This is a genomic window from Streptomyces sp. NPDC044719, assembly GCF_056433405.1.
On record NZ_JBWKHE010000016.1, the window covers coordinates 64,320 to 86,957 of the forward strand.

A 22,638-nucleotide genomic window follows, 5' to 3' on the forward strand; every position below is an offset into this window, starting at 1 on the left:
GGCCGAGGTGTTGGCCCGCCTTCCCGTTACGGGCGGGCCAACGCCTGCTTGGTTCGATTCCTCCCCAGGCCAGACGTCTCCCGGTCGCGTGAACATCTGCTGTCCGGTTCTCGTGAACAAAGCCAGTCACCGGCCGGTCAGCGGAGAAGGACGCGGTCGAGTCTGTGCGGGGGAACAGGTCCTGGACCGCATACGCGGTGCTAGTGTCGCCGGTTGGACGAGCGCAGTCCTGCAACGGCACGAGTCCGTCAGAGTTCGCAGAACTCGGTCTCGGCGGTCGCGTCCTCCAGCCGCTGATCGCCCCAGTCGCCGTTGCGGTTCATGGTCATGACGTGCCGGCCGTCCGCCGAAACGAGCGCCCGGGTCGCGGAGCCCGGGATCATGCCGCCGTGGCCCCAGGCCCAGCAGCCCTCCTTGAGCTTGAAGTGCTGTATGACGAGGCCGTAAAGGTCCTCCGGAGCGCCGTGCCCCTTGTCTCCGTCGACGGGCACTGCGTCCAGCAACTGCCGCTGCTAGGCCGGTGGCAGCAAGTCACCGGCCAGCAGCCTGGACAGGAAGGTGTTCACGTCTCCCACGCTCGAGATCATCTGCCCGGCGGAGAAGGCAACGGTCGGGCTGAACTCGCTGACGTCGCGGACCCTCGCCTTGGGCCCGTCCTCGAACAGCGTGGAGTAGTGCCTCGCGTGCGGTGCGGGCAGCAGGGGCGAGGCGCCCGGCACGCTCGTGCCGTGCAAGCCGAGCGGCCGGATGACCATGCGCTCGACGGCCCGCGCGTAGGTGCCGCCGGTGGCTTTCTCGATGACCATGCCGGCGAGGACGTAGTTGGTGTCGGAGTAGTCCCATCGGCCGGGCTCGCCGGGCCTGCTGCCCTGCTCCGGCTGGAAGTTGGGCGGGTGGGCGAGTGCGATGTCCACCAACTCTTGCGGGGACCACCTGAAATGGCGGTTCCGGTCGAAGTCGTCCCCCGCGTACCGGGCGCGGAAGCCCTCGTCCATGTTGTAGTCGAAGACGCCGCTCGTGTGGTTCAGCAGGTGCCGCACAGTGATGCTCCGGGGCCGGTAGCCCTTGCCGCGCACCACCCCGGGCAGCCACTTTGCGACGCGTTCGTCCAGCGAGAGCCGGCCCTCGGCCTCGAGCCGGAGCAGCACCGTGGCGGTGAAGGTCTTGGTCACACTGGCGATACGAAACTTCTCGGCAGTGCTCCTCGGCCGCTCGGATCCCAGCTTCCTGACACCGGCCCGGCCCTCCCACACCCCGCGTGGGTCTCGCACCTGAGCGATGACGCCGGGGGTGCCCTGCGCGACGATCTCGTTCAGCGCGGCCTGGGTCTTCGCGTGTAATCGGGGCGGCGTCTGGTGGGGGTGGGGTGGCCCGGCTGGTGCGGTGGCGAGCGTTCCTAAGGAGACGGCTGCAACGGCAAGGGCGACGAAGAGTCCACGAAAGGACTGGCGATGGCTCATGAGAACAGCTCACCAACTGCCCGATCCTCACACTATGGGGGGATGCCCCGGAAAAGGGGTCTGGGACCCCACCTAGGGGTTGCTGCCCGCGTGATCTTTCCGTCCTGTTTGAACCCGCTGATGACCACGTTGTACTTCTCGCCGTCAATCATCGCGGTCTCGGGGGAGCGGAACTCGTCGAGGGTGACGAAGTCGGGGCCGTCATCCGTCTCGTTGTGGTGGAAGCGGAAGCTGAATTAGTGCTCGACTTCGTCCTCGAAGGTGATGGCCACCTTGAGGTGGACGTCGAACTCCTGGCCGGACGACTTCCTGGCGGGTGTTGCAGCCGTCGCGGTCGGCGTCGATCCAGTCGCCGAACTCCCTGACGCGGTTGTAGCCCTCGCGCTGCTTGGTCGCGACGGGAAGGCCTGCCGGCGTCCGTCCGGGCGACCAGGCAGGGAGCGCCTGAGTCCGGTCGCACGCGTAGTGGAGCCCTGCCTGCCCCGTGGGGCACGTGAGGGTTCACGCGGCATTGTTCTGTGCCGCGACCGGGCTGCTGAACAACGGTGCAAGGCGGTGTGATGGATACCAAGGGAGATCCCGGGGCGGCGCGGGGCGCTACCGCTCGTGTGCCGCGCCGCTCCGCAAGGCCGTACTCCTGCACCGAGACAGAGGGAGAACACCGATGAGCCCCGACGACGCCCGCCGGCCCGGAAGCGTGACCCTCGCGGTGATCCTGGTGATCCTGGGAACATTCGTGGCGGCCGTGGCGTCGTCCTCCGACCCGGGAGTGCAGAACCTGACGGCCGGGCTCGTGCTGGCCTGTTTCTGGTTCGGGATCCGGGCCGGCCGTGGACGGCGTACAGCCCGGACCGCAGTGACCGCTCTGACGGCCGTGACGCTGGTGTTCGCCACGCCGTTCGCCCTCGCCGACCCGCTCTACGGGGGCACCACACTTCTCCTCGGCGTGGCGCTCGCGGTCCCGGGCGTGGTCCTGCTGTACACGCCCAGAGCCGAGGCGTACGTCCGCGCCCGGATGGATCTCCTGCACGCCGGACAGGCTCTGAACGACGACTGATGCGGGCTGGAGTACCCGGCACCTCTGGTGGCCGGGTCGCGGAACTCGACGATGCATCTACCGGGGCGCTGGGGACTGCCCCAAGGGCGCCCACGCTCACCCGCCCACCTGCGGGCCAAGGACCTGCCGACGGTCACGCAACCGTGGCAACGTTGCCGGCATCCACGACGCCCTGGTCGGCCTCGGCTCCGAGCTGGAGCGCCGCATCGCCCTCGACGGCGACCTTGACGGTGTGCCGCAGCTGATGGTCGTGATCGACCGATCCGACGCCACCCTGCGGCACCTCGCCCGCTACTGGGAGACGTTCCGACGGAAGGGCGACCCGCAGCGCTCCCCGGCCATCGGCGCCCTCGAGGTCTCCTGTACGAGGGGCGCGAGGCCCGCATCCACGTCATCTTCGGCCGCCCCCCCACCGTCGGCGGTCGCCTCATCCCCGGCGCCCGTGAGTATTTCTCCACCGTCATCCTCGCCCGGCTCGGCGCCGGCACCTGGCAGCGGCTAGCCCCGACAGTCGACCCCGCCCCAGAAACAGCCCGCTCTCGGGCCGCGTCCACGTCGTCCAGGACGGCGACGCCCACCCGGCCCAGGCGCCGCTGATGACCGACGCCGAAGCCGCCGACTGGCTCACCGCCACGGCGGCCGGGGAGACCTGACCAGCGTCCGCGGTGCCCGAAGGCTCATGAGCGCGCCGGGCAGATCCGCTCCGGCAACTCCGACGGCAGGCTGCGGCGCTCGTCTTCGGTCAGGTCACGGCCGAGGACCTCGCACAGCCGCTGTTTCCACAGCGCCGCATCGAGCCGGAACAGGTCCATCCCCCCACCGTCCACCTGCCGTAGCAGCGTCCTGCCGTCCCTGGAGATCGCGTAGAAGACCTGGTCCTTCTCGAAGTCGTAGGAGTCGAGCCGGTCGAGATCTGTGAAGTGGAAAAAGCGGACCGAGTTGCCGTTGGCAATGGCGAAGGACGAGTCACCCACGGCCGTCAAGGTTCCCTCCTGGGGCCGCAGCGCCGGTCCCAGCGGGCCGAGAACGCGTGTGGGTGTGCGCCCCGGTACGGACCAGCCCTCCACGAATCCGCCCGTGGTCATGACGAGGGCGTGCTGTCCGTCTTTGGTGAAGGAACCGGCGATGAAATCGTCGCCGAACTGCATACGCAGTGACGTGTTTTCCCTTCCCGTGCGGCGGTCGACGGCGTGGATGGTGGGTTCGTCGCTGATCTTGACCAGCAGATGCCCAGGCGTGGGATGCCGCCGGACGAACAGGTCGGGTGACGGCTGTTTGGTGAGGCCGAGGGTGCGGATGTCGATGGTCTTCTCCAGCCGCAGCCCGTTGCGGGCGTTCCACTGCTCGATCCGGCTGCCGGATACCGTAAGGAGTTCGTCGTTGTCGAGGAACCCGAAGTACGGAGCAGCGGTCTGCCCCTGCATGTCCGGGGCCGGCGCCGCTGTCTTGATCACTGCGACCTGGCGCAGGGAGGGCAGGGACCGGATCACGACCCGGTTACCGGTGACCAGATCAGCCAGCAGGGTCTCCGAACGGTTCACCTGCATCTGTGTGAGTGGGCCTTGCAAGGGGTCCGGTGACGGTTCGCGGTCGGCCCGGCGCAGGACTTTTTGCTTTCCGCCGGTGAGGGCCGGCTTGGTGTCGACGAGGGTGAGGTGCTCCCCGTAGTCACCTTGGTGGGCCAGCATCTTGTCGCCGTCGTCGATCAGCACCGGCGGGCTGACGACGTCGAAGACGTCCGTGTCCATCGGCCGGGCAACCACCGCGCTCTCGTCCCACACCAGGGCGACTGGGAGGTCACGGCTGCCCAGCAGTGGCATGCCGACGACGCTGCCGGTGGAGTGCCCGATGGTCTGGCGCACCGCGCCGCCCCGGCCGGTGCCCACCATGGTCCACTGCCCGTTTCCGTGGTGGATCGCGAATCGGTTGCCGGTCCGGTCCACCGTAATGCCGTCGCAAAGGAACCCATGGCTGGGCCGGTGACGGGCCAACTCCTGCCCGTCCGCGACCCTGACGGCCCGGTACACCTCGGCGCTACCAGAGGACGGCTGGCAGAAGACCAGCACGCGTCCGTCCCCTGACAGGCCGCTCGTGGGGATCTCGTCCCTCACCTCGACGTCACGCGCCAGTGTGCGGGCCGTCCCGGTGCCGATGTCCACGGCGGCGAGGGTGGCCTTGGTGCTGTTTCCCTCTTCGTCTCGAAGCTGAGCGACCAGGGTGGCGCCGTCCGGACCGAACGACACGCCGTGCACGTGCCCGATCCGCACGGGCAGCCGCCGGTTGCGCCCCGTATCGAGGTCCCACAGCCACAGCTCTTCGTTGTCGGATGCCGTGACCACGCGCCGTGCGTTGGGGGAGAATCCGGCGATGCCGGCCGGGGACAGACCAGTGTTCTCGGCTCGGCGAGGGTTTTTGAATCCGGCGGCCCGGATCTTGTGCTGCGGGCCCAGTACCTCGTGCCCCGTGGGGTCGACGTCGTGCCAGTACAGATCGCTCTGCCGCGAGGACAGATAGGCGATGCGGCGTCCGTCGCGGCTCACGGCCGGGACGACGGCGTTCACCGGGACCCGGAGATGGGTTCGCCGCACCGTGCCAGTGGCATTGCGCACGTACAGGGTGGCGCGCCCGCGTTCCGTCGTCACCAGGGTCACCGTGCCGTCGCCGCTGGTGGCCACCCCGCGGATCGTGCCCTCGGCGCCGCTCAGCATCCAGCGCGCCTCCTTCAGCGCAGCGTAGCGGCGCATCAGCGCGCTGCGAGCCTCGCTGGTCGGCGAGAGGTCGAAGGCGGCGATGGCGGCCAGCGAGGCCAGGCCAGGGTCCCGTGCCGCCTGCTCGTCCGAGACGTTGGCCACCGCCCGGGACCGGGCCTGCGCGTCCCGCTCCTCGCTGATCTGCGACTGGTAGACGAGGAAGGTGCCGAGACCGGCGATGAGCGCGAGGACCACGGCGATCGCCGTCCACCCCGCACGGGCCCGCGTACGCCGGGCCTGCAGCCTGCGCCGGGCACGCGCGAGGAAGTCCATTTCCGCCGCGGTGAGTTCCCGCTCACGCCCATCCAGGCGCCCTTCCAGGACACTCAGCTGGATCGGGCCGGGCAGCAGGTCCGCAGACGTCCCGCCCCGTTTCCAGCGCTCCAGGTCGTGCGCCAGTTCCGCGCGGGCCGTGAGGAACTGAGTGTCCCGTGCGACTTGGTCGCGCAGCTTGTCCCAGACGGTGATCAGTGCCTCATGGGCGAGTTCGGTGGTCTCCGGCTCGCCCTCGTCTCCGTGCAGGACGAGCAGCCGCCGCTGGGCGAGTTCCCGGGCGATCCCCCAGCGCAGCTCGCCCGCCTCCTGGCGGGTGAGCCTGCGCCGCAGCGGGGTCTCGCTACCTGGCAGGACCCGAACCAGCCCGGTGAGCAGCCCCCTGGCCTCGACCCCGGTCTCGGTCACCGTCTCGTCGGCGCTGAGTTCGCCGACGCACTCCGCCCACACCTGGTCGGCATGCCGCTGGAGTGCACCACGGACACCGCCCATCTCCTCGTACGCTGCGGCGAGTAGTCGTCCGCCGCAGCGCCGCTGCCACAGCTCCTCCAGGACGAATCCCAGCAGCGGCAGGACCCCCGGCTCGCCGCCTGCGTCGTCCAGGACGCGGGCGGCGAGACCGGGGTCGTAGCGCACCGCGGGAACCCGTTCGACCGGCTTGGTGATCACTTCCTCCAGCTGCGGCCGGGACATCGGCGTGAGCGGTAGGGTCCGTCCGCCGCGCAGCGCGGGGCCCAGGCGCGGATGCTTGAGCATCGCGTCCATGAAGTCGGCGCGCAGGGTGAGCAGCACCCGCAGTCCCGTTCCCGGCCTCCGCTCCGAAAAGAGCAGTGCGACGGCTTCCGCGACTTCCCCTTCGGTGCGGTCCAGGAGAGTCTCGGCCTGGTCAAGCAGGACGAGTAGTCGGTCGTTCTGCGTTCCGCGCAGCCGGTGCAGGGTGTCCGCCAGCCCATATTCGGCGAGCCAATCCTCCACCTGGCCCGCGCCGCTCGCCCGGTACGGGCCCTGGCCGCAGTCCCGGACGGCCTCCCACAGCTCGATGGCAAGCGCGGCCCGCGGGGACGACACCTTCCCGGCGTCCACCACCAGCACCTCGTACCCGTCCCTCCGCATCCGGGGCAGCACACCGGCGCGCGCCAGCGAGGACTTGCCACATCCCGATGGCCCGTACAGAGTGACGGCCCCTCCGCTGCCCCGCAGGGCCGTAACCACTTCCTTGATGTCGTGGGAACGCCCGAAGAAGAGGTCCTCGTCGCTCTCCTCGAAAGCCACCAGACCACGAAACGGCGAGGGCGGGTCGATTACGGGCGCCAGTTCGGGGACCTCCCGCAGCACCGTGCCGGTGTGCAGCACGAAGGCCTGGGCGTCCTGCCCGAGCTGTGCCGCCACCATCAGGCCGATGACCGCGCTCAGCTCCTCGTCCCACACTGGGCCCCCGCTGAACCCTTCCCGGACGTGGGTGGTCTGCCCGTCCGCCCGGGACAGTTGGAGCCATCCTTCGCTGGTGCGCCCGCCGAGCCGTCCGCGGAACCAGATCTCGCTCGGCTCGCCGCCCGTGAATCCGACCGCGCGCGCCGGATGGTTCCAGACCTCCTCTGGCAGTGCTAGCGGCAGCGGACATGCGCCATTGGGGGCGGGTCCCGTCAACCGCAGTACGGCGATGTCTCCCGCGCGGTCGCGGCGGATCGGCGCCCAGTGCTCAACCTGGGCGGCCACGTCTTGCCGCTCGGCCCGGCCGGAGGCCTCCACCAGCGGAAATCCGACGTGCACCGTGGTGCCCTGAGCCACCGGTGCTTCACGCGGCCGCTCCAGGGCGTCCGACACGACATGGGCACACGTCAGCACCCGATCGGGCGTGATGAGAACGCCGGCTCCGCCGAGCGTGCCGTACTCCCCGCCGATCCGTACGACGCCCGCGGCGAGCATCTGATCAGTCCCGCGCGGCGGCGGTCCCGCCGTCGCGTTGGTGGTGTCGCTGTCCGTCATAGGGCGCCGGCTCCCTGCGCCGGGGCCTCGGCCGGGTCCGCTCTCTCCGCGTTTCGGTTCCAGGTCAGTGTCACCGAGAAGTTCGCCGCAGTCGCCGTGCTGGCGATGACGACGTCCGCTCCTGCCGACAGAGACACCCCGAACTCCAGCGTGATCTCGTCCGGCGCGCTCGCCAGGTCGCGGAAGCGTCCTACGAAGCTCTCCGCCACCGGCCGTACGGTGTCCAGCATCTGACCGAACGACCGCTCGGCCCGCGCCACCGAACGGCCCCCGCGCCCCACCCGAATCAGGGCCTCGTCGACCTCTCGAATCTGCACGCGGATCGCTTCGTCGCTTCCGTCGTCCAAGGGCACCTCGACCGTATGAACGGGCCGATCGCTCATCACAACCTCCAATGCCGGGAGCTGGAGATCGTAGGGAGACCGTGAACGGTCCAAGGGCGCTTCAAGCATGCTTCACCCCTGCGGGGTAGCGCAGTTCGCGAGCGGGCCAGCAAAGTGATTGGCCGGGGGCCGGGCATGACGGAGGCCGGCCATTGCCGGCCGTCGAGTTCTCGGAGAGCGGGTCAGCCGATCAGCACGAGCCGGGGAAGTTCTCGACCTCGGTCGTCGTGGTGAGCGCCGCCCACGAAGATGGCGCCGCCGAAGACGAGCGGCTTGAGTTCGGCGCGGGCTGTGTAGAGGGCGGTCCGGCGGGGCCGGAGCCGATGATGACGACCTCGCGTATGTCGTTGCCGGTCACCGGCGTCACGCCTTCTGCTTGGCGTCGATCTCGGCGATCAGGGCCTCGATGCGGGTCCTGATCTCGTCACGGATTGGGCGGACGGCATCGACGCCTTTGCCGGCCGGGTCGTCCAGGGCCCAGTCGAGGTACTTCTTGCCCGGGAAGATGGGGCAGGCGTCGCCGCAGCCCATGGTGATGACGTAGTCGGACGCCTGGACGGCCTCGGTGGTGAGGATCTTCGGCTTGGCGCCGGCGATGTCGACGCCGACCTCCTTCATGGCCTCGACGGCTGAGGGGTTGACCTGGTCGCCGGGGATGGAGCCGGCGGAGCGGACCTCGATCCGGTCGCCCGCGAGGTGGGAGAGGAATCCGGCAGCCATCTGCGAGCGCCCGGCGTTGTGGACGCAGACGAACAGCACGGAGGCGAGCGGGCTGGAGGACATCGGTTCTTCCTTCGTCAGTGGTTCTTGCGGTGGTGCGGGTGCGGATTCAGGTGCTCGGTAGGGAGGCGAGCAGTTCGGTGATGTGGGCGTCGATCTCGTCGCGGATGCCGCGGACGACGGCGATCGGGGCGCCCTCGGGGTCGGTGACGGGCCAGTCGAGGTAGCGGCGGCCGGGCAGGACGGGGCAGGCGTCCCCGCATCCCATGGTGATGACGATGTCGGCGGCCTGCACGACCTCGTCGGTCAGCGGCTTGGGGAACGCGTCGCTGAGGTCCACGCCGGCCTCGGTGAGCACCTGTGTGACGACCGGCTCGACCTCGGCGGCCGGGAGCGTGCCCGCGGACGAGACGACCACGTGTCCGCCCGCGCGGTGCGCGAGGAGGGCCGCTGCCATCTGCGAACGGCCGGCGTTGTGGCTGCAGACGAACAGCACGCGGGGCAGGCCGCAGCCGGGAGCGCCCTCGATGTGCGCAAGCGCGTCCAGCCGCTCGGTGGCCAGGTGTTCGGTCAGTACGACCAGGTGGGTGCGGATGCGGGCGTGCTCGGCGAGGCGCTCGTAGGAGTCGGTGACGAGGCGCTGGATGGTCTCCGGGGAGAAGCGCCCGCGGTAACGCAGGGCGAGTCGGGCGATGCCCGACGCGAGGCGCTCATCAGGCAGGACAGGAGGCGGGGAGGCGGTCACGGGAACCCCCTTCGGGGCGGAGGGATGCGGGTCCCAGGTATCAGCCCCGGCTGGTATCAGCTCGGAGTGATGTGAGAGTATCAGCCCATGCTGACGTCAGTCGACACTGATCTGATCCGGGTTCTGGCCGACCCGCTCAGGCTTCGAATCGTGACCTTGCTGGCCAAAGAGACGCTGTGCACGACGCATCTGGTGGAGGAGACCGGCGCCCGGCAGACCAACCTCTCCAACCACCTGAAGGTGCTGCGCGAGGCCGGGGTCGTGGAGACGGAGCCGTGCGGCCGGTTCACCTACTACCGGCTCAAGGCCGACGTCATCGCCGCGCTCGCGGGTCAGTTCGCCGACCTGGCCGAGGCCGCTCGCACTGCCGCCGACAACAAGAGGGCCTGCCCGTGACCCGCACCGAAGCATCCGCGACGTCCCCCACCGAGGATTCCTCGGTCGTCGCGAAGCTCTCCACGCTCGACCGTTTCCTCGCCGTGTGGATCCTGCTCGCCATGGCCATCGGCCTCGGCCTGGGCCGCGCCATCCCCGGCCTGAACGACGCCCTCGCGAAGGTCGAGATCGGCGGCATCTCCCTGCCGATCGCCATCGGCCTGCTGATCATGATGTACCCGGTCCTGGCCAAGGTCCGCTACGACAAACTCGACGCCGTCACCGGCGACAAGAAGCTCATGGCCTCGTCGCTGGTCGTCAACTGGATCATCGGCCCGGCGGTCATGTTCGCGCTGGCCTGGACCTTCCTGCCGGACCTGCCCGAGTACCGCACCGGCCTGATCATCGTCGGCCTCGCCCGCTGCATCGCGATGGTCATCATCTGGAACGACCTCGCCTGCGGCGACCGCGAGGCAGGCGCCGTACTGGTCGCGCTGAACTCGGTCTTCCAGGTCCTGGCCTTCGGCCTGCTCGGCTGGTTCTACCTCGACCTGCTGCCCGGCTGGCTGAACCTGGGCAACGGCGAGCACCTGGACATCTCCATGTGGAAGATCGCGCTGAACGTGGTCATCTTCCTCGGCATCCCGCTGCTGGCCGGCTTCCTCACCCGCCGCATCGGTGAGCAGAAGCTGGGCCGCGAGAAGTACGAGACGGGCTTCCTGCCGAAGATCGGCCCGTGGGCGCTGTACGGCCTGCTCTTCACGATCGTCATCCTCTTCGCCCTGCAGGGCAAGACCATCACCTCGCAGCCGCTGGACGTCGCCCGTATCGCGCTGCCGCTGCTGGTGTACTTCGCGGTCATGTGGTTCGGCACGTTCGCCCTCGGCAAGGTCATCGGCCTGGCCTATGACCGCACCGCGACGCTCGCCTTCACCGCGGCGGGCAACAACTTCGAGTTGGCCATCGCGGTCGCCATCGCCACGTTCGGCGTCACCTCCGGGCAGGCCCTGTCAGGTGTCGTCGGCCCGCTGATCGAGGTGCCGGTCCTGGTCGCGCTCGTGTACGTCTCCCTGGCCTGGCGGCGCAAGTTCAGCGACAGCCAGCAGCTGACGGCCACGCCGCAGGAGAGCTGATGTACTGCCTGGACTGCACCGGCACCGGAGCGCAGGTCGCCGCGGTCGGCGTCTGCGCTCAGTGCGGAGCCGCTGTCTGCGCCGCCCACGCCGAAGTCTCCAAGCAGTACCTGACCTGCATCAAGCCGGTCTCCCGCCCGGTGGCCACCGAGCCACCGGTGCGGCGGCTGCTGTGCGCCACCTGCGCCGCCGCACATCGCGCCCACGCCGCATGCTGCCCGCAGACCAGCGGCATGGTGCGGACCTCGTGACCGGAGACCGGCACACGCAGGTGGCGATCGTCGGCGGCGGCCAGGCCGGGCTCGCCGCCGGCTACCACCTGCGCCGCCTCGGCCTGGACATCGTCATCCTCGACGCCCAGGCCGAGCCGGGCGGCGCCTGGCAGCACACCTGGGACTCACTGCACCTGTTCTCCCCAGCCGCCTACTCGTCTCTTCCGGGGCGGCTGATGCCGCCGCAGCCGGGCGCGGAGTACCCGGACGCCGAGCATGTGGTCGCCTACCTGCGTGACTACGAGAAGCGGTACGACCTCCCGGTCGAGCGGCCTGTACGGGTGCTGGGCGTGCACCGGGACGGCGGGTTCCTGCGTGTGGAGACGGACTCGGGCACCTGGCGGGCTCCCGCCGTGATCAGCGCGACCGGCACTTGGCGGCGACCCTTCCTCCCAGCCGTGCCCGGCCTCACCGACTTCGGCGGCCGGCAACTGCACACCGTCGACTACCGACGGCCCCAGGACTTCGCAGGCCGCCGGGTGATCGTGGTCGGCGGCGGCAACTCAGGCGCCCAGATCGCCGCCGACCTCGCCCACGACACCGAGTTGACCTGGGTCACCCAGCGCCCGCCACGCTTCCTGGCCGACGACATCGACGGCCGCGCCCTCTTCGACGCCGCCACCGCCCGCCGCCACGCCCTCGACCAGGGGCGCACCGACACCGGCGGCGTCGCCTCCCTCGGCGACATCGTCGCCGTCCCGCCCGTACGCGAAGCCCGCGACCGCGGCCTGCTCAAGGCCAGCCCAATGTTCACCCGCCTCACCCCCGGCGGAGCAGAATGGGCCGACGGCACCCGCGCCGAGGCCGACACGATCATCTGGTGTACCGGGTTCCGGCCCGCCCTATCGCACCTCGCACCGCTGCAACTCCGAGGGCACCGTGGCCACATCGCCGCATCCGGCACGCGGGCGGTGGACGAACCGCGACTGCACCTGCTGGGCTACGGCGACTGGACCGGGCCCGCCTCCGCGACCCTCATCGGCGTCGGCCGGCCGGCCCGCGACGCCGCCCAGCAGATCCGTGATTTTCTGCGCTGAAGACCGAAGAGCGAAAACCCGGCGTGCTGAGGCCCGGCCGGGGCGTCTAATGAGCGTTTGTGACAGAACAGCCCTCATCTGCCCTGCGGCGTTTCGTGGAAGACGACGACCCCAGCGGTCTCACCCTCGTCGTGGACACGCCCCAGGGGACGCATCTGCTGATTCCGAGGTTCATAACTGGTGTGGCGGGAGCTCCTTGAGCTTGGGAGTTAGTGATTCCCTGATAAGGAGTCCGGCGCTTACGGGGAGTTGGAGGCAGTGGTGATGGGACGCCTGGCCTGTGGTTGTTGGGGGTTGGTTGATAACGGTGGTGTGGTGTGGGTGATGGTGTCCGGCATCTAAAGGGCTGACGCGGTTTTGTGCTGGTTAGAGGATTGGCGGCGGGGTGGGTCTGCCGGTCCAGTACAGGGCGGTGTCGATGTCGCGTGCCGTCCAACCGGCGGCGTGCGCTGCGCCGTGCTCGATGAGGTCGTCGAGGAGTTGCATGTAGCGGCCGTAGCGTCCCGGTGTGGGGGTGAGGGTGAGGGTGAGGGTGAGGGTGAGGGTGTCGAGGGCGTGTTGGACGCGGCGGTCGTAGACGGCCATCCGGTGCGGTGCTGCTGCGGTGAGGATGGCTGAGGCGAGGGCGTCGCCGGTGCGGAAGCCGGGCAGTTCCCAGATGATGCCGCGCCCCGTGCAGGCGGCCTCGCTGCGCGGGACCGTGTGGTCGCGGACGGCGGTGACGGCCCGTTCGGTGACGGCTCGGACCTGGGTGTCGGGCAGGGACATCAGTTCTGTCACCCAGCGGGTTTGTGCGGAGAGCCGTTTCCAGACGACCAGGGCTGCGATGTCCGTCTTGCCGAGGCTGCCCGTGTGCTCGGTTCGCTGCGCGACGTCGTGGAAGACCTCGTCGTAGTGGGGCGAGACGCCTGCCAGGTAGTCGGCGCGGGCGGGGACCAGGATGTCCCATGTTCGGCCGCAGAGAGCAGCGAAGGCCTCGTCAGCGGGCGTGTCAGCACTCCTCTTCACCTCCGCATCATGCCGTTCTGGCTGGTTGGCGGGTGCGGGGGCGGCTTGCTTCTTCGGCGAGGTGGTCGAGTTGGATGGCGTCGAGTGTTTTTTTGGTGATGCGTTCGGTGCCGTCGCAGATGGCGGTGATGGCGGCTTGGCGGATGAGGCGTGCGAGGGATCCGATGCGGCCGGCGGTGCGCTGGTGGAGGTAGGAGGCGTGGCGGGGGAGTGTGCCGGTTTTGTGCTGGGTCAGGTCGAGGGCGTTCTCCATGTCGGTGATGAGGTCGGTGAAGGGGCGGGCGTTTCCGTGGCGGGCGGGGAGGGGGCCGCAGGTGATGAGGCTGGCGCGGCCGGCGAGTTGGGCGCCGCGTACTCCGGCGAACAGCGTGGTTGAGGCGACGTCGATGCCGGTGTAGACGAAGGTTGCTCTGATGCGTTCGGTGAGGTCTTTGAGGAGGTCGGCGGCTTCGGCGCCGGTGGTCGTGCGCGGGTTGAGGCGGTGGATCTCGTCGATGAGGACCAGGCGGACGCCGGCGGCGGTGTAGGTGTGGCAGACGGCCTCGGTGATCTGGGGCTGGGTCATGCGGGTGGTGACGGGGATGCCGAGGTAGCGGGCGAATTCGGTGGCGAGGGTTTTCGCGGTGGCGCCGGGCGGCACCAGCAGGTACGCGACCGGTATCTGCTGGTGGGTGCGTCCGGGCGGGGCGGGGTGTTTGCGGGTGTGGGCGAGGTGGCAGGTGCGTCCGACTTCGAGGAGGGCGGTCGTTTTCCCGGCTGCGGCGGGGCCGGTGACGATCAGTGAGGGCCGGGCGGTGGTCTTTTGGTGGCGGCCGAGCAGCATGAGGGTGCGGACCTGGGTGGCGAGGGTGTTGATGGCTGGGGTGCGGACGGTGACGAACGCGGAGTGGTAGGCGAGGCGTTCTTCCGTGCTGCGAGGGGCGTTGCCGGGCTGGGGCGGAGTGGGGGGGGGGCGGCGTGGTGGCGAAGTGCTGCCAGCCCTGCCAGGTGGTGATCGGCCACTCCGGTTCGTTGGCAGGGGCGTCCGGCCACGGGCCGTCAGCGCGTGTGCGGGCAGGCTTGCTTGCCGGGCCGGCCGTGGTGATGTGCGGGCGGGTGGTCACCAGTTGAGGGCTTCCTGGGCGGGGTCGTAGAGGCCGAGGCCGGTGTACGGAACGGGGGCGTCGGCGGTGTCGTCGCCGGGCTGGTCCTCGCCGTCGGTCTGCTCTGGGTCGTCGGGCAGGTCGTCGAGGCTGTCGTCGTCCCAGCCGTCGGCCTGCTGCGGGTCCGGAGGGCGGGTGGCGGTCGCGGGCGGGGGTGTTTTTAGTGGTGCGGTGCGGGTGATCAGGCGTTGCTCGCCTGCGGTGGCGGTGCCGGTGTGGGCTCGGCGCATGAGCTGGTCGAGGGCGTCGGCGAGGTCGGCTTCGTGGGTGTCGCGGTCGCCGTGGCGGGTGGTGATGGTTTTGATGTGCTGCCAGGTGGCGCTGTTGAACGGCTGGTGGATGTGGTTGCGGTGGATCCAGGGGATCTCTGTCAGGTGTCCGTCGGGCAGGCAGATCCAGACCTGGCGGGCGTCGTGGGGGTTGGTGTGGACTTCCCATTTGCCGCCGCGCGCGGTGACGGGGGAGGGCTGGCCGCGGTAGGGGGCGAGGACATCGTGGTCGTAGGTGCGGTGGTCGACGCGGATGCCGCGTTCGGTGATGGCCTGCCAGCGCACTGGCAGCAGTTCGAGGTAGTCGCTGCCGCTGAGGGGGAGGGGCACGTGGCCGGCCACGGCGATGAGCGCGGCCCACATCTGGTTCGGGGTGAGGGCCTTCTTGGGCAGGGTGGGGTGGCGCAGGCCTTCGTGGGGGCGGTGGTGGTAGTGGATCAGCCATTCGTCCAGCAGGTCCTGCAGCTGGGCGACGCTGAAGCAGGCCTCGGTTTCGGCATCCGGTCCGCGGCGGGTGACGTCGGAGCCGGTGTAGCCGGGTAGGTGCTGGCACAGCAGGGCGTTGATGGTGCCGAAGGTGCGTTCGGCGATGCCTTTGGCGGCGGGGGCGTGGGGCGGGGTGGGCTGGACGCTGATGCCGAGGGTTTCGCAGGCGGCGCTGAACGCCGTGGACAGGTAGATCTTGCCTCGGTCCACGACGATCGTCTCGGGCACCACGACCGGACGGGCGGCGGCGCCCTGAAGGCGTTCGTCCAGGGTCATCAGCCTTTTCAGGTGGGGGAGTTGGGTGTGGGCGAGGCGCAGGGCGTCGGGCCAGGTGGGGCGGGCGGGGTGCGGGACGGTCATCTCCGCCAGCAGCAGGGCCGCATCCACGGCCTTGGTGCCGGCCGGGCGCAGGACGGCGGCGAGGATGGCGCGGGTGGCGACATCTACGGCGATCGTGAGTTCGGGCCGGCCGGTGGTGCCGTCGTCGAAGACGGCCAGGACATCCAGCCGCGTGGTGTCGACCTGCACTTGCTCGCCCGGCCGCAGCGCCACGGTCGGAGTGAACGCCCGCCTGCCGGCCGGGGTGGGCAGAGTGGGGGCGGGGCGGTGGGGGTGTTCAGCCGGGTTGGCGAGCTGGTGGACGAGCCGGTAGAACGTGGCCTGGGAGGGCATGGTCACCGTGTCGCGGCCGTGCCGGTCGGTAAGGATCTGCGCGACCAGGGGCATCAGGCCCTTTACGGTGCCCTTGGAGCGGCCGCGCTGGCGGCGCAGCGCTTCCTCGATGGCGGCGATGACGCGTTCGTCGGTGCGCCCGGTAGGCACGGGCCGACGGGTGGTGCGGTGGTCGACCAGCCCCCACAGTCCCTGCTTGCGGTAGGCCAGGCGCATGCGCTGCACCGTGGTCCGGGAGACAGGTCCGAAGCCGATCGCGTTCAGCTCCGCGGCCTTGGCCTCCTCGCGCTGCGCGAGCGTGAACCGGTCAGGGTCGTACTCGGCCCGGGGCACCCCGCCGCTGTCCGTCCCGCCGGGCAGGCCGGACTCCACCTCGCGGATGTGCCGCTGCCAGGCCAGCGCCTTGCGCCGCGCGTCCTCGGGCGCGGTTTCGAACAGACCCCACTGCGTCACGGCCTGGGGCATTTCGGCGCCCACGATGGTGAAGGACGGGTCGGCGAACAGATGCCCGGCCACGACCGTCTCGTCTTCGCCTGTTTCACCGGCTAGGTGGACCTGCTGCCCCGCCACAGCGATGACCTGCCAGACGCGGTCACGAAAACGGACGTGCGCTCCCACCTGCAGCACCGGCCGCCCGCCACGCCGCACGCTCATCGTCCATCCCCGCTGCCCGGGCCGCCGCGGCCGTTCGCACTGTCGGCGCCGGTGCTGACGAGGACCCGCTCGTGCAGCGGCGTCTCCAGGTCTGTCGTCAGCTTTCCGTGCCATAGGGAGTGGAAGACGACGGGCAGGACTTCGATCGGGTCGCCCGCCGCTTCGGCGCCCTCGATCAGCGGCCGCGGCTGTGCGAACGTTTATGCTGCTGTCTCCTGCGCCAAGAAGCACCGTGGGTGACTGCAGCGCGTCGGCGACGACCGGACTGCGGACCTCTACACGCGTCACGTGTTCCCCTGTCAGCGTCACGGAGCAGTAGTGATGCGGGCGGTGGTCAGCAGCGCCTGCTGATGGGGTGGAGCCGGTCCCACTGGGCGATCTGCAGGTGCGCCCAGCGCCGCAAGCTCTCCGTGCGATGTGCCGGTTTGGTGTCAGTGGGAGGGTGTCAGTGACGGCTTGTCAGGCCGGGGTGTTTCCGCTGGTCGGGTGTTGAGGTAGGGCGTGATCACTGTCGTGGGGCGGTTTCCGTAGCGGTGCGGCTGTCGTGGGGCGGTACACCCCGCTCCGTTCCACTGTCTTGAGAACGGTACTTCTGATCCTTCCGAGGTCTGCGCGGCTGCACGGTGGCCGGTGTCGGTCTTGCTGTGGCGTAGCTGTTGTGCTTGCTTAATGATCTTGATTGTGGCGTGGTGTTGCTCAGTTGTGTTGAGCGGTGTGTTCGTTTCGTGGGTGGGGTCTACGCCTAGCCGGGTGTCCGGCGCCGATGGGTATGTGGGCTGAGCTGGCTGTTTGGTGTTGCGCAGTGTGGTGGGTGGGGCGGCGGTTTTTGCGCAGGGTGGTTGGCGCGTCTATAGGTACGGGGGACTTGTCGGCCGATGTGCTGAGGTCAGGGCAGCAGGGGCATGTGGGTGGTTCAGCGGGTGCGCAGGCGTTGCCAGAGCAGGTCGTGGTCGGCGGGTGCGAGGCGGGGCAGGTTCAGGCGGCTGGCCAGGTCGTGGAGGAAGGCGCTCTGCTCTGTGCGTGTCAGGGGGTGTGGGGGCAGTCGGTCGAGGGCTGTGGCGAGGGTGAGGGTCTCGGGGTAGGTGATCAGGTTCCGGCAGGTCAGGGTGGGGGAGGCCGGGCCTGGGGGGATGTGGGGGTTGGCGGTGGTGAGCCGGTTGAGGCGTGTGTGCCAGCGTTCGTGCAGGTGTTGGTGGTGGTCGTACCAGCGTGTGGTGATCGTCGATGCCCAGCTCAGGGAGGTCGCTGTCGGGCGGCGGCGGGCTCGGAGGGGGGTCCGTGTGAGTTCGGGGACAGGGCGGATGTCGAGGGGTGCGGGGTGTCTGGGGTCGCTGGCGGCCTGCTGGTGGCGGGTACAGATCATGATTCTGGGCAGGTCGGGTGCCGGGTGGATCCATGCGGGGACGGCTTGATGGGGGCTGCGGCGGATGGTGCAGGCGGTGCATGCCGGCAGTGGCTGCATCGCGGGCGGGGCGGGCTGCCAGCGGGCGGTGGCGGCGTGGGCCATGCCGATGGCGGCGGGCGGGGGCCGGCGGGGCAGGGCGCGGGAGAGGTGTGCGGGCGGGATGCGGGTGAAGTGGGACAGGCGGCGGGTGGCTTCGTTGCTGAGGTGGATTTCGGTGGCGGGCAGGCCGTCGAGGTGCCGGTGGCGGTGATGTGCAGGCCGTCGAGGAGCTGGGCGGGGGAGAGGTGGTAGGCGGCTGTGAGGCGGGTGAGTAGGAGGCTGCGCTCTCGCGGGGCAGCGGCCTCACGCGCAGTGCGCCGGGCGGGGTGGGCCACATGGTGCCGGCTCGCACGGCGGGGCGGCTCGCGGTATGGGCGGTCACCGGCTGCGGGGCCGGGCGCGGCGGGGGGTGCGGGGCCGGTACTGCTCTTCGGCGAGGTGGTCCAGCGCGATGGAGTCCAGCAGTGGTTTGGTGATGCGTTCGCTGCTGTCGAGGATGGCTTCGATGGCGGCTTGTCGGATCAGGCGGGCCAGGCTGCCGATCCGTCCGGCGGTCCGTTCGTGGAGGTAGGGCGCGAGTCTGGGCAGGCTGCCCGGCCGGTGCGCGGTGAGGTCGAGGGCCTGTTCCAGGGCGGTGATCAGTTCGCGGAACGGTTCGCGCTCGCCGGCGCGCGCGGGCAGTGCGCCGCAGTCGATCAGTGAGGCCCGTCCGGCGAGTTGCGCCCCGCGCACGCCGGTGAACACGGCGCTGGCGGTGACGTCGATGCCGGCGTAGACGAACGTCGCGGGCACACGTTCGGTGAGGTCTTTGAGCCAGTCGGCGGCCTCCGCGCCGGTGGACGTGCGGGGGTTGAGCCGGTGGATCTCGTCGATCAGCACGAGCTTGATGCCGGCCGCGGTGTAGGTGTGGCAGACAGCGGTGGTGATCTGCGCTGTGGTCATGCGGGCGGTTGTGGGGATGCCGAGGTAGCGGGCGAACTCCCCGGCCAAGGTCTTGGCGGTGGCGCCGGGCGGCACCAGCACATACGCCACCGGCACACTGTCGTCGCCCGGGGCGGCGCGGCGGGTGTGGGCGAGGTGGCAGGTCCGGCCGACCTGCAGCAGCGCGGTTGTCTTGCCGGTGGTGGCCGGCCCGGTGACGATCAGTGACGGCCGGGCGGTGACGTGCTGGTGCCGGCCGAGGATCATCAGTGTGCGGACCTGGCGTGCGAGGGTCTCGATGGCCGGGGTGCGCACGGTGACGAACTGCGAGTGGTAGGCGAGGCGTTCCTCTACCGGTCGTGGTGTCTGGCCCGGCTTTGGTGGTGTGGGGGGTGCGGCGTGGGCGAAGCGGGCGAAGGCGTCGAACGTCGTCACCGTCCCCGCGGCTGCCTCTCCGTCACCGGGGGCGGGGGGATCGGTACGGGTCACCACAGTTCGGCCTCCTGATCGGCGTCGTACAGCGTGAGTGCGCCGGTCACCGGCAGCGGGTGCGCGCCGGGCTCTTCGGCGCCGACGTCGTCACGGGCCTCAGCCTGGGCTCGGGCTTCCAGTGCGTCGAGGCTGTCCTCAGTCTCGGCTTCGTAGCGGCTCACCGCTGGTCGGTCGCCCGCTGCCTGGGGGGCTGCCTTGGCGGTGTGAGTGCCCGGCGTCGTCTTGGGCGGTGCTGGTTGTGCCGCGGTGGTGGGCCGGGCGCGGCGCAGGACCTGGTCGGCGGCTTCCGCGAGGGCGGCTTCGTGCGCCTCGCGGCCTGCGCGCCGGTTGAGGGCGGTGCGGATGTGGCGCCAGGTTGTTTCACTCATCGGGGCGTGGACGTGGTCGCGGTGGATCCACGGGATCTCGTGCAGGTGTCCGTCGGGCAGCCGGATGTGGATCTGGCGTACGTCGTGCGGGTTGAGGTGGACCTCCCACTTGCCGCCCGCGCAGGCGGGGGAGGGGCGGCCGCGGTGCTCGTTGAGCAGGGTGTGGTCGTAGGTGCGGTGGTTGATGCGGATGCCGCGGCCGGTGACGGGATGCCAGCGCACGGGCAGCAGTTCCAGGTAGTCGGCTCCGGTCAGCGGCAGCGGCACGTAGCCGGATGCGCCCAGCAGCGCGCCCCACATCTCGTTGGGGGTCAGGGCTGCTTTGGGCAGGACCGGGTGGCGCAGGCCCTCGTGGGGGCGGTGCTGCCAGCACGCGGTGATCCATTCGTCCAGCAGCTCCTGCAACTGGGTCACGGTGAACCGGGCTTCGTCCTCCACTGCCTCGCCGCGCGCGAGGACGTGGGGGCCGGTGTAGCCGGCGACGTGCTGCGCGAAGAGCGTGTTGATGCTTGCGAAGGTCCGCTCGACGGCGCCCTTCGCGGCCGGGGACCGGGGCGGTGCGGGCTGCACGCTGACACCGAGGGTTTCGCACGCGGCCAGGAACGCGGTGGAGACGAACACTCGCCCGCGGTCGATGACGATCGTCTCAGGCGCCACCACCGGCCGCGCTGCCGCCTGTTCCAGCCGGTCGTCCAGGGCGAGGAGCCGGTCGTAGGGGACGGCGGCGTGGGCCAGGCGCAGGTGGTCGGGCCAGCCGGGCCGCGCCGGGTGCGGCACGGCCATCTCCGCCAGCAGCAGGGCGGCGTCCACAGCCTTGGTGCTCTCCTCGCTCAGCACGGCCGCCACCACCGACCTGGTCGCCACCTCGAGAGCGATCGTGAGTTCCGGGCGTACCGCACGGCCGTCCTCGCTGATGGCCATCACATCGAGGCGGGTGGTGTCGATCTGCACCAGCTCGCCCGGTCGCAGTACCACCGTCGGTGTGAAGGGCCGCACCGGCGCGGTGGCGGTGCGGGCCGGCCGTCCGGGATGCTCCAGCGGGTCGGCCAGCACCCGCGTCAGCCGGTTGAACGTCGACGGCGGTGGCAGTGCCACCGTGCCCGGCCCGTGGGTGTCGGCCAGGATATGCCCGGTCAGCTCCCGCAGCCCTTTCAGCGTGCCTTTGGAGCGGCCGCGCTGGCGGCGCAGCGCCTCCAGGATCGCGGCCACTACCCGTTCGTCGGCCTGCCCGGTCGCACTCGATGGTTTGCGGCGTCGGATCAGACCCCACAACCCGTGGTCGTGGTAGCGGGCACGCATGCGGCGCACGGTGGCCCGGCTGACCCGCGGCCAGCCCAGCCGGGCGAGTTCGTCGGCCTTAGCCTGCTCCCGCTCGGCCATCGATGTGCGCTGCGGGTCGTACTCGGGCCGCGGCTTCCCCGGGCTGCCCGGGCCGCCGGGCAGCCCGGTCTCGATCTCGCGGATGTGCCGCTGCCAGGCAAGAGCTCGCTCCCGCTCCCGCTCGGGCACCGACTCCAGCAGCCCCCACGGCTGCACCCCGGCGGCTGGAGAGCCCACCACCGTGAACGTCGGGTCGGCGAACAGGAACGAGGCCAGCACCGAAGCCGTCTGCCCGTCCTCGCCGACCAGCGTCACCGACGCACCGGCCACGGCGGCCACCTGCCAGGTACCGCCCTGGAACGTCACATACGCCCCCAGCTTCACCTGCCTGCCGCCCGCAGCGGCCACGGGCCGGCCCGGACGGCTGGGTGCACTCACCACTGCTCGGCCTGCGCCTGCGCGTCCCACCAGGCAATCGCCCGCTCCCGGGCCAGCAGGGGCAGCGCCGCCCACACGGTGGCGGCCGGAACCTGCAAGGTGGCCTGGTCGACGACCTCGAAGCCGTCGGCGGCCACCAGGTGGGCGGCCAGCACGCACCCGGTGGTCCCGTCGTCGGCAGCCAGGTACACCCGCCCCTCGACCAGACCGGTCACCTGCCAGGTGCGGGCCTCGAGCCTGACCCGAGCGTCCACCTCAACACATCGCCCGCCGGGGACGGTTACCTTGTACCTGCTCACCTGCCGTGCTGCTCCTGCTCCCCGTCGCCTGCGGTAGGGCCGGGCGTCACGAGGGTGTGCTCGCCCAGCGGCCGTGTCAGGTCCGCGGTCAGCCGGCCGTGCCACAGCGCGTGGTAGAGCACCGGCAGCGCGGTGAGGACCTCGCCCGCCGCCGCGGCCCCGGCCATCAGCGACCGCGGGACGGCGAACGCCTCCAGCACCGCCTGCTCGAGCCCGCCGGCGTCGCGGTGGCGCGGATGGCGGTAGCCGGCCAGCCACCGCACATTCGCCGCCACCGCCTTGTCCGGCGCCACCAGACGCCGGTAGGTGAACCCGACCGCCGCACACGCCGCGGCAAGCACCGCGGCGGCGTGCTCGGCCCGCGTCCCGGCGGTCGTCGAGGCGGCGGGGCAGTCGGCGAGCAGCGCGCGGCCGCCGGCGTAGCGGGCGAACAGTTGCGGCACCCACGTCAGGGCCCGCCCGCTGTCCGGATCCCGCCAGATCAGCCGCACCGGCCGCGCTGAGAGGCCCACCACCTGCGGATCGCGGTCCAGGACCATCAGCTGCATGCACATCGCCTGCGAACCGTGCATCACATGCCGCCCGGTCGTGGCCGACCACCACCAGCCCGGCCCCCACCGCCGCCCCGGCACCACCGGGAACGCCGCCACCGGCGCAAGCCGCTCGAACCGCACCACCACGGCCGCCTCAGCCCAGCGGCGCTGCACCAGCGTGCCGTCCACCCCGGCGAACTCCGCCTCCACCGCGCCCGCGTCCGGTACCCGGCAGGCGCCGGACGCGGGCGCGGGCAAGCCGCCCTGCGCGCCGTCCTGGCTGCTGTCGATGATCACGGACTCCACACAACGCCATGCCTGTCCTGCCGCGCAGGCGAACCGGCCGGTAACCCAAAATCGCGTCAACTGCACTGCATGGCAGGCCTGTTGGGCTGCGAGCG

General features: G+C 70.6%; 20 protein-coding genes and 2 pseudogenes. 5 read left to right on the forward strand and 17 right to left on the reverse strand.

All coding sequences use genetic code 11. The annotated features are described in order from the left end of the window. Positions 1 to 248: 248 nt before the first annotated feature. From AC07DF_RS40395 to AC07DF_RS40405, 3 genes and pseudogenes are all read right to left on the reverse strand, one after another. A complete protein-coding gene (locus AC07DF_RS40395) occupies positions 249 to 503 on the reverse strand; it encodes a hypothetical protein (protein ID WP_478982422.1) in 255 nt (84 codons plus the stop codon). A gap of 9 nt (positions 504 to 512) precedes the next feature. Continuing rightward, the gene (locus tag AC07DF_RS40400; RefSeq protein WP_478982424.1) at positions 513 to 1,460 is read right to left on the reverse strand and encodes a serine hydrolase domain-containing protein; all 948 of its coding nucleotides are present in this window, start codon (positions 1,458 to 1,460) and stop codon (positions 513 to 515) included. 32 nt (positions 1,461 to 1,492) lie between these two features. Continuing rightward, positions 1,493 to 1,684: pseudogene (locus tag AC07DF_RS40405) on the reverse strand (hypothetical protein); the annotation flags it as partial. Between the two features lie 440 nt (positions 1,685 to 2,124). On the opposite strand from AC07DF_RS40405, the gene AC07DF_RS40410 reads away from it, so the two are divergent. Beyond that, positions 2,125 to 2,517, forward strand: a complete 393-nt coding sequence (locus AC07DF_RS40410) for a hypothetical protein (protein ID WP_478982426.1) — start codon at positions 2,125 to 2,127, stop codon at positions 2,515 to 2,517. 133 nt (positions 2,518 to 2,650) lie between these two features. Here AC07DF_RS40410 and AC07DF_RS40415 read toward each other — a convergent pair whose 3' ends face one another. From AC07DF_RS40415 to AC07DF_RS40440, 6 genes and pseudogenes are all read right to left on the reverse strand, one after another. Further along, positions 2,651 to 2,800 (reverse strand): hypothetical protein, encoded by a 150-nt coding sequence (locus AC07DF_RS40415; protein ID WP_478982428.1) that lies wholly within the window; start codon positions 2,798 to 2,800, stop codon positions 2,651 to 2,653. A gap of 394 nt (positions 2,801 to 3,194) precedes the next feature. Next, positions 3,195 to 7,526 carry an nSTAND1 domain-containing NTPase gene (locus tag AC07DF_RS40420; protein WP_478982430.1) on the reverse strand — a complete coding sequence of 1,444 codons (4,332 nt, stop codon included), beginning with the start codon at positions 7,524 to 7,526 and terminating at the stop codon, positions 3,195 to 3,197. Beyond that, positions 7,523 to 7,978, reverse strand: coding sequence for a CU044_2847 family protein (locus tag AC07DF_RS40425; RefSeq protein WP_478982432.1), 456 nt, complete (start codon positions 7,976 to 7,978; stop codon positions 7,523 to 7,525). Before AC07DF_RS40425 ends, AC07DF_RS40420 begins: the two co-directional genes overlap by 4 nt. Positions 7,979 to 8,108: 130 nt before the next feature. Beyond that, positions 8,109 to 8,267 (reverse strand): annotated as a pseudogene (locus tag AC07DF_RS40430) (thioredoxin-disulfide reductase); the annotation flags it as partial. Between the two features lie 5 nt (positions 8,268 to 8,272). Next, complete coding sequence (locus AC07DF_RS40435; protein ID WP_478982434.1) at positions 8,273 to 8,692, reverse strand: arsenate reductase ArsC; 420 nt, start codon at positions 8,690 to 8,692, stop codon at positions 8,273 to 8,275. A 46-nt stretch (positions 8,693 to 8,738) separates the two neighbouring features. Next, a complete protein-coding gene (locus AC07DF_RS40440; RefSeq protein ID WP_478982436.1) occupies positions 8,739 to 9,374 on the reverse strand; it encodes an arsenate reductase/protein-tyrosine-phosphatase family protein in 636 nt (211 codons plus the stop codon). Between the two features lie 87 nt (positions 9,375 to 9,461). Here AC07DF_RS40440 and AC07DF_RS40445 point away from each other — a divergent pair, with 87 nt between their 5' ends. From AC07DF_RS40445 to AC07DF_RS40460, 4 genes are read left to right on the forward strand one after another with little or no spacing between them, the layout of a single operon-like run. Beyond that, positions 9,462 to 9,770, forward strand: a complete 309-nt coding sequence (locus AC07DF_RS40445; protein ID WP_478982438.1) for an ArsR/SmtB family transcription factor — start codon at positions 9,462 to 9,464, stop codon at positions 9,768 to 9,770. Further along, positions 9,767 to 10,882, forward strand: a complete 1,116-nt coding sequence (gene arsB, locus AC07DF_RS40450) for an ACR3 family arsenite efflux transporter (protein ID WP_478982440.1) — start codon at positions 9,767 to 9,769, stop codon at positions 10,880 to 10,882. Before AC07DF_RS40445 ends, arsB begins: the two co-directional genes overlap by 4 nt. Continuing rightward, positions 10,882 to 11,133 carry a DUF2180 family protein gene (locus AC07DF_RS40455; protein ID WP_478982442.1) on the forward strand — a complete coding sequence of 84 codons (252 nt, stop codon included), beginning with the start codon at positions 10,882 to 10,884 and terminating at the stop codon, positions 11,131 to 11,133. Before arsB ends, AC07DF_RS40455 begins: the two co-directional genes overlap by 1 nt. Further along, positions 11,130 to 12,191 (forward strand): ArsO family NAD(P)H-dependent flavin-containing monooxygenase, encoded by a 1,062-nt coding sequence (locus tag AC07DF_RS40460; protein WP_478982444.1) that lies wholly within the window; start codon positions 11,130 to 11,132, stop codon positions 12,189 to 12,191. Before AC07DF_RS40455 ends, AC07DF_RS40460 begins: the two co-directional genes overlap by 4 nt. A gap of 366 nt (positions 12,192 to 12,557) precedes the next feature. On the opposite strand, the gene AC07DF_RS40465 is transcribed toward AC07DF_RS40460, so the two are convergent. The 8 genes from AC07DF_RS40465 to AC07DF_RS40500 form a co-directional block, all read right to left on the reverse strand. Beyond that, positions 12,558 to 13,199: a hypothetical protein gene (locus AC07DF_RS40465; protein WP_478982446.1), complete on the reverse strand. Its 642-nt coding sequence runs from the start codon at positions 13,197 to 13,199 to the stop codon at positions 12,558 to 12,560. A 7-nt stretch (positions 13,200 to 13,206) separates the two neighbouring features. Then, the gene (locus AC07DF_RS40470; protein WP_478982483.1) at positions 13,207 to 14,055 is read right to left on the reverse strand and encodes a TniB family NTP-binding protein; all 849 of its coding nucleotides are present in this window, start codon (positions 14,053 to 14,055) and stop codon (positions 13,207 to 13,209) included. Positions 14,056 to 14,298: 243 nt separating this feature from the next. Next, positions 14,299 to 16,422 carry a transposase gene (locus tag AC07DF_RS40475; protein ID WP_478982448.1) on the reverse strand — a complete coding sequence of 708 codons (2,124 nt, stop codon included), beginning with the start codon at positions 16,420 to 16,422 and terminating at the stop codon, positions 14,299 to 14,301. 913 nt (positions 16,423 to 17,335) lie between these two features. Further along, positions 17,336 to 17,785: a hypothetical protein gene (locus AC07DF_RS40480; protein ID WP_478982450.1), complete on the reverse strand. Its 450-nt coding sequence runs from the start codon at positions 17,783 to 17,785 to the stop codon at positions 17,336 to 17,338. A 459-nt stretch (positions 17,786 to 18,244) separates the two neighbouring features. Beyond that, entirely contained in the window at positions 18,245 to 19,222 is a 978-nt protein-coding gene (locus tag AC07DF_RS40485; RefSeq protein ID WP_478982485.1) for a TniB family NTP-binding protein, read from the reverse strand. 50 nt (positions 19,223 to 19,272) lie between these two features. Next, the gene (locus AC07DF_RS40490; protein WP_478982452.1) at positions 19,273 to 21,408 is read right to left on the reverse strand and encodes a transposase family protein; all 2,136 of its coding nucleotides are present in this window, start codon (positions 21,406 to 21,408) and stop codon (positions 19,273 to 19,275) included. After that, positions 21,402 to 21,659: a hypothetical protein gene (locus AC07DF_RS40495; protein ID WP_478982454.1), complete on the reverse strand. Its 258-nt coding sequence runs from the start codon at positions 21,657 to 21,659 to the stop codon at positions 21,402 to 21,404. The genes AC07DF_RS40490 and AC07DF_RS40495 overlap by 7 nt, the downstream gene beginning before the upstream one ends. A 41-nt stretch (positions 21,660 to 21,700) precedes the next feature. Beyond that, a complete protein-coding gene (locus AC07DF_RS40500; RefSeq protein WP_478982456.1) occupies positions 21,701 to 22,534 on the reverse strand; it encodes a TnsA-like heteromeric transposase endonuclease subunit in 834 nt (277 codons plus the stop codon). Positions 22,535 to 22,638 lie beyond the last annotated feature (104 nt).